This is a genomic window from Bradyrhizobium sp. (assembly GCF_016462955.1).
Taxonomy (GTDB): domain Bacteria; phylum Pseudomonadota; class Alphaproteobacteria; order Rhizobiales; family Xanthobacteraceae; genus Bradyrhizobium.
The window spans coordinates 20,105-24,724 of record NZ_JAEMSD010000018.1; the positions used below are offsets into that span (position 1 = coordinate 20,105).

Below are 4,620 nucleotides of genomic sequence, written 5' to 3' on the forward strand. Positions count from 1 at the left end.
TTCCTCGAAGGCACCAAGTCGCTGGCCTACGAGATCTGGGAAGATCTCGGCTTCCGCGCGCCCGACAACGTCGTCGTTCCCGTCGGCGCCGGCAGCAGCCTGCTCGGCTGCGCCTTCGGCTTCCGCGAGCTGTTGACGGCCGGGCAGATAGCGAAGCTGCCGCGCCTGTTCGCGGCGCAGCCGCAAAACTGCTCGCCGATCGATGCGAGTTTTCAGGCCGGTGTCGATACGCCCGTCGCGCGCGAGGTGAGCAAGACCATCGCCGAGGGCACCGCGATCAAGAACCCTTTGCGCCTGCGCGAGATCATCGGTGCCTTGCGGGAAAGCGGCGGCGGCACCATCGCGCTCACGGAGCAGGAGATCGTCACCGCCTTGCGCCGCCTCGCGCATCAGGGCCTGTTTGCCGAGCCGACCTCGGCCAGCGCAGCGGCGGCGCTGGACAAGCTCGCGGCGGCAGGATCGATCAAGCCGAACGAGACCACGGTCGCGGTCGTCACCGGCACCGGCTTGAAGGCGGCGACGACGGTGGCTGATCTGGTGCAATAGGTCGGAGCGGGCGCCGTGCCTACCCTTCCCTGGAGGGCCCCTCCAGAGGAGGGTAAGCGCCAGCCAGCACCTTCCACTGGAACAACGGCGAGTCCTTTGGCGGTGACAATTCCGGCGTCCAGCCGGTGAGCTTTTCAATCGCGTAGGTGTCCATCACGAGGCCGCGCCAGCGGCGCTCGGCTTGGCCGAGCCGCTCGCGCTTCGCCGGGACATGCTCCCACAATGGTGAACGATCATCCGGCTCGCGGCCGACATAGATGCCGGCGTGGCCCCTGATCCTGTCCATGCCGGGATCGGCGAAATCCTGGAAGCGGCCGCGTTCGTTGATCTCGATCACGGGCACGCGGCCGCGGAATAGCCAGCGCATCATGGCGTAGGTACGGTAGTCGGTGGTGGCGATCCAGGTCGCACCAGTTTCGTCGAGCGCCGCCTGCGCGCGCGCGGCGACTTGGTCATAGCCGGCCTCCGCGCCGATCGGATCGATCTTGCCAAGGAAATTCCAGGGCGCGGCGACGTAATAGAGAAACACGATCACGACGAAGGCGATGCCCGAGACGATCGCCGTCTTGGCCCAGAACAGCGACGATCTGAGCATCCGGGCCGACCATCCCTCCTTCGTCATGATGGCGAGGTTCACGGCAGTAGCCGCGAAACCGACTGGCCACATGAACATCGGCCAGGTGTCGCCGACCCGCAGTGTCAGCGACTTGAAGAAGAAATAGAGGAACGGCACCAGTACCGCAGTCGACAGCAGGATCGCGACCGGCTCGCGCCTGCGATAGCCGCGCCACGCCGTCATCACCAATCCCGACGACACCACCGGCAACATGACGAATCCGACCAGGCCGAATTGCAGGCCGATGTAGTCGCCGATCGTGCGCAGCGAGATGCCGTAATTGGCGGTGGCGCGCACGCCCTGGAAACGGAACGAGGCCCAGTCATGCTGCGCGTTCCAGATCAGCACCGGCGAGAACACCAGGATCGCGACCAGCACCGCGAGATAGGGGTAAGGACTGCGCAGCCAACGCCAGCGCCAATCCGGCACCAGCAGGAAGGCGGCAACTGCCGGCGCGAACATGATCGCGGTAAATTTCGACAGCATCGCGAGGCCTGCGAACAAGCCGGCCGCGAGCCACCAGCGGCCGTCGCCGCCTTGCGCGAGCCGCACCAACGACCACACCATGGCCGTTGCGAAGGGGATCATCGCGACATCGGGCGCGACCTTGGCCATCAGCAAGCCGTAATAGAGCGCGGCCTCCGGCATCAGCACCGCGAGCACGACCGCGCGCGCATCATGCGTAAGGCGACGGACGATGTCGGCGAGCAGCAGCTGCGTCACCAGCATCGCGACGATGCCACCGAAGCGGACCCCGAGCGCGGTATCGCCGAAGATCGCGGTACCGATACGGATCAGCCAGGCGATGCCCGGCGGATGATCGAGGTAGCTGAGCGCCGCTTCCTGCGACCACGTCCAGTAATAGGCCTCATCCGTGCGCAGATCGATCGCGGAGGCGTAGACGATGCGCAGCAACGTCATCGCGGCGACGACGAGCACCGCAACAAGGAGGAGCCGGCGTTCGGCGCCGTCGGGCTTCGCAGAGATGTCGGCAGCGATCGTCACGCCGGCGCTTTTCCCCAAACTGGGAGGGGGAGTCAATGTGGGGATCGTGACGCAACAGCGCTGTCGTCCCGGATCGGCGCGCGCCTAGGGGCGCCCTTGTCCGGGACGATAGCGGAGTGTCAGGCGCCTTCCCGGGCAGGTACCTCCGCAACCTGTCCACATCGGGAATTGAACGCTGGGCTGGCCGTTCTCTTTCATGAACTGATACAATCGAATCATGGCTACCGCTCCGATCCAGATGTCCGTCGTCCGCGCCACCGGCATGCGGCAGGTGCGACTCATCTGCGGTATCATCCTGTTCGCATACGTGGTCAGCCATTTCCTCAACCATGCGCTCGGCAACATCTCGGTCGAGGCCATGGAGGCCGGGGTCATCTACCACACCCTGTTCTGGCAGTTCCTGCCGGTCTCGATCGTGTTCTACGCGGCTGCGCTGACCCATATGAGCCTCGGCATCTATGCGCTGTATCAGCGCCGCCAGTTCCGCTGGCGGGCGATCGAGCCGCTTCAGCTGGTGCTGGGGTTGAGCATCCCCGCTCTGGTCATGGGACACGTGATCGGGGTGCGGCTCGGCTACACGCTTTACGGACACGAGAAGCTCTATCCGCAGGAGCTTTACTTGTTCTTCGTCGTAGCGCCCGGCGTGCTGTGGCAGATGACGATCCTGCTCCTCATCGCCTGGGTGCACGGCTGCATCGGGATTTATTTCTGGCTCCGCCTCAAGCCGTTCTTCCCGCGCGCAGCCCCTTATCTGTTGGCGGCCGCAGTCCTCGTTCCGACATTGTCCCTGCTCGGCATCTACCAGGGCGGCCGCAGCATCGAGATCGAGAGCGACGATCGGGATTGGCGTACGCAAAATCTCGGCCGCCGCCAGGTCGGCACGGTCGCGGAAAACAATACGCTCGACCGTATCGCCGGTGGTCTCACCATGGGATATTTCGGACTGCTGGGGCTGGTGCTGGCGGCGCGCGGCGTCCGGGCCTGGCGCGAACGGCGTGGCGGCATGATCGCGCTGTCCTACGGCAACGGCAAGACGGTGCGGGTCCCCAAGGGCCTCTCCGTGCTGGAAGCGAGCCTGCGCCACAACGTGCCGCATGCCAGCGTCTGCGGCGGCCGCGCCCGCTGCTCGACCTGCCGCATCCGCGTCATCGGCGATCATGACGCGCTGCCGACGCCGTCACAGCGCGAAGCCTTCGTTCTCACCCGCGTCGGCACTGCCGATCCGTCGATCCGGCTGGCCTGCCAGCTGCGGCCGACGTCCGACCTCTCCTTCTTCCAGCTCTTCACGCCTCACATGCATGCGACGGACGGGGCCTCGACATCGGCCGCGATCGGCCAGGAGCGCTATCTCGTCAGCCTGTTCGTCGACATGCGCGGCTCGACCCAGCTGGCGGAAAAGCGGCTGCCGTTCGACACGGTTTTCATCGTCAACCGCTTCCTCGGCGCGGTGTCGCAGGCGGTGATCGAGAACGACGGCCAGCCGAACCAGTTCGTCGGCGACGGCATGCTGGCGCTGTTCGGATTGTCGGCGGATCCGCAAACAGCCTGCCGGCAGGCGCTCAAGGCCGCCTCGGGAATCGCGGCCCATATCGACCAGCTCAACGAACTCCTGAGCCACGATCTGCGGCAGCCGATCCGCTTCGGCATCGGTATTCACGGCGGCGAGGTCATCATCGGCGACATCGGCTATCGCGATCACGTCGTCTTCACCGCGCTCGGCGATGCCGTCAACGTCGCCGCCCGCCTCCAGGACATGACGAAGACGCTAGCCTGCGAGGCCGTCGTCTCGGAGGAAGTGCACCACACCGCCGGCCTTGCCGACGATGCCCTGCCTCATCAGGAGGTCGCCATCCGCGGCCGCGACGAGCCGCTTGCCGTGCGCGTGGTGGCGGACGCGCGAGAGCTGGCGGCGCTGGTCGAGAGCAGCGAGCGCGTTGCGGCATAGGGCGCAAGCCACGCGGGAAGTGCGCTCACCTCCCCGCTTGCGCGGGAAGGGCTGAGGAGAGAGTGCTTCCGCAACGGGACATCCCCCAAAAGGAGAAAACCCTCACCCGCGCCTTCGGCGCGACCTCTCCCGCAAGCAAAGCGGAGAGGTGCACCGTCGCCGCCGCTACAGTTCGGCTCAATTCACTGCGAGCGTAACACCGACCTGCTGCAACACAGCGGCATGGCCTTGCTGCGAAAGCGCGAATTGACTTCGTTCAAATCGTTGCGACAGATGAGCGCAGGTCCGGGGTAATGACCGCAGGCCGAAGAAAGCTCCGGGAGGAGACGAGAATGATCGACCGACGCGACCTGCTCAAGGGAGCAGGTCTTGCCGCCATGGCCGCCGCCCTGAGTTCCACCAAGGCGCTGGCGCTCGACGCCGTCACCCTGCCCTTCGCCAATGGCGAGCGGTCGCTGGTGAAATATCCGCAGAAGCGGCCGATGATTGGCTTGACCATCCGGCCGCC

The 4,620-nt window shown here is 65.8% G+C and carries 4 protein-coding genes; 3 read left to right on the forward strand and 1 reads right to left on the reverse strand.

What is annotated here, in order from left to right; translation table 11 throughout:
* Window positions 1-546, forward strand: a 546-nt coding sequence (locus JHD07_RS03945; protein WP_291619167.1) for a pyridoxal-phosphate dependent enzyme, incomplete at its 5' end; no start/stop codon positions are given.
* 19 nt (window positions 547-565) lie between these two features.
* Here the strand turns inward: JHD07_RS03945 and JHD07_RS03950 are convergent.
* Window positions 566-2,083 carry a glycosyltransferase family 39 protein gene (locus tag JHD07_RS03950; RefSeq protein ID WP_291619222.1) on the reverse strand — a complete coding sequence of 506 codons (1,518 nt, stop codon included), beginning with the start codon at window positions 2,081-2,083 and terminating at the stop codon, window positions 566-568.
* 301 nt (window positions 2,084-2,384) lie between these two features.
* On the opposite strand from JHD07_RS03950, the gene JHD07_RS03955 reads away from it, so the two are divergent.
* Window positions 2,385-4,112, forward strand: coding sequence for an adenylate/guanylate cyclase domain-containing protein (locus tag JHD07_RS03955; protein WP_291619169.1), 1,728 nt, complete (start codon window positions 2,385-2,387; stop codon window positions 4,110-4,112).
* Window positions 4,113-4,444: 332 nt separating this feature from the next.
* On the forward strand, window positions 4,445-4,620 hold a 176-nt coding region (locus JHD07_RS03960; protein ID WP_291619224.1), incomplete at its 3' end, for a twin-arginine translocation signal domain-containing protein.

Excerpts from the sequence above, each read along its gene's own strand:
- JHD07_RS03950 (WP_291619222.1), bottom strand. The coding sequence starts at position 2,083 with ATGACGTTGCTGCGCATCGTCTACGCCTCCGCGATCGATCTGCGCACG.
- JHD07_RS03955 (WP_291619169.1), top strand. The coding sequence starts at position 2,385 with ATGGCTACCGCTCCGATCCAGATGTCCGTCGTCCGCGCCACCGGCATG.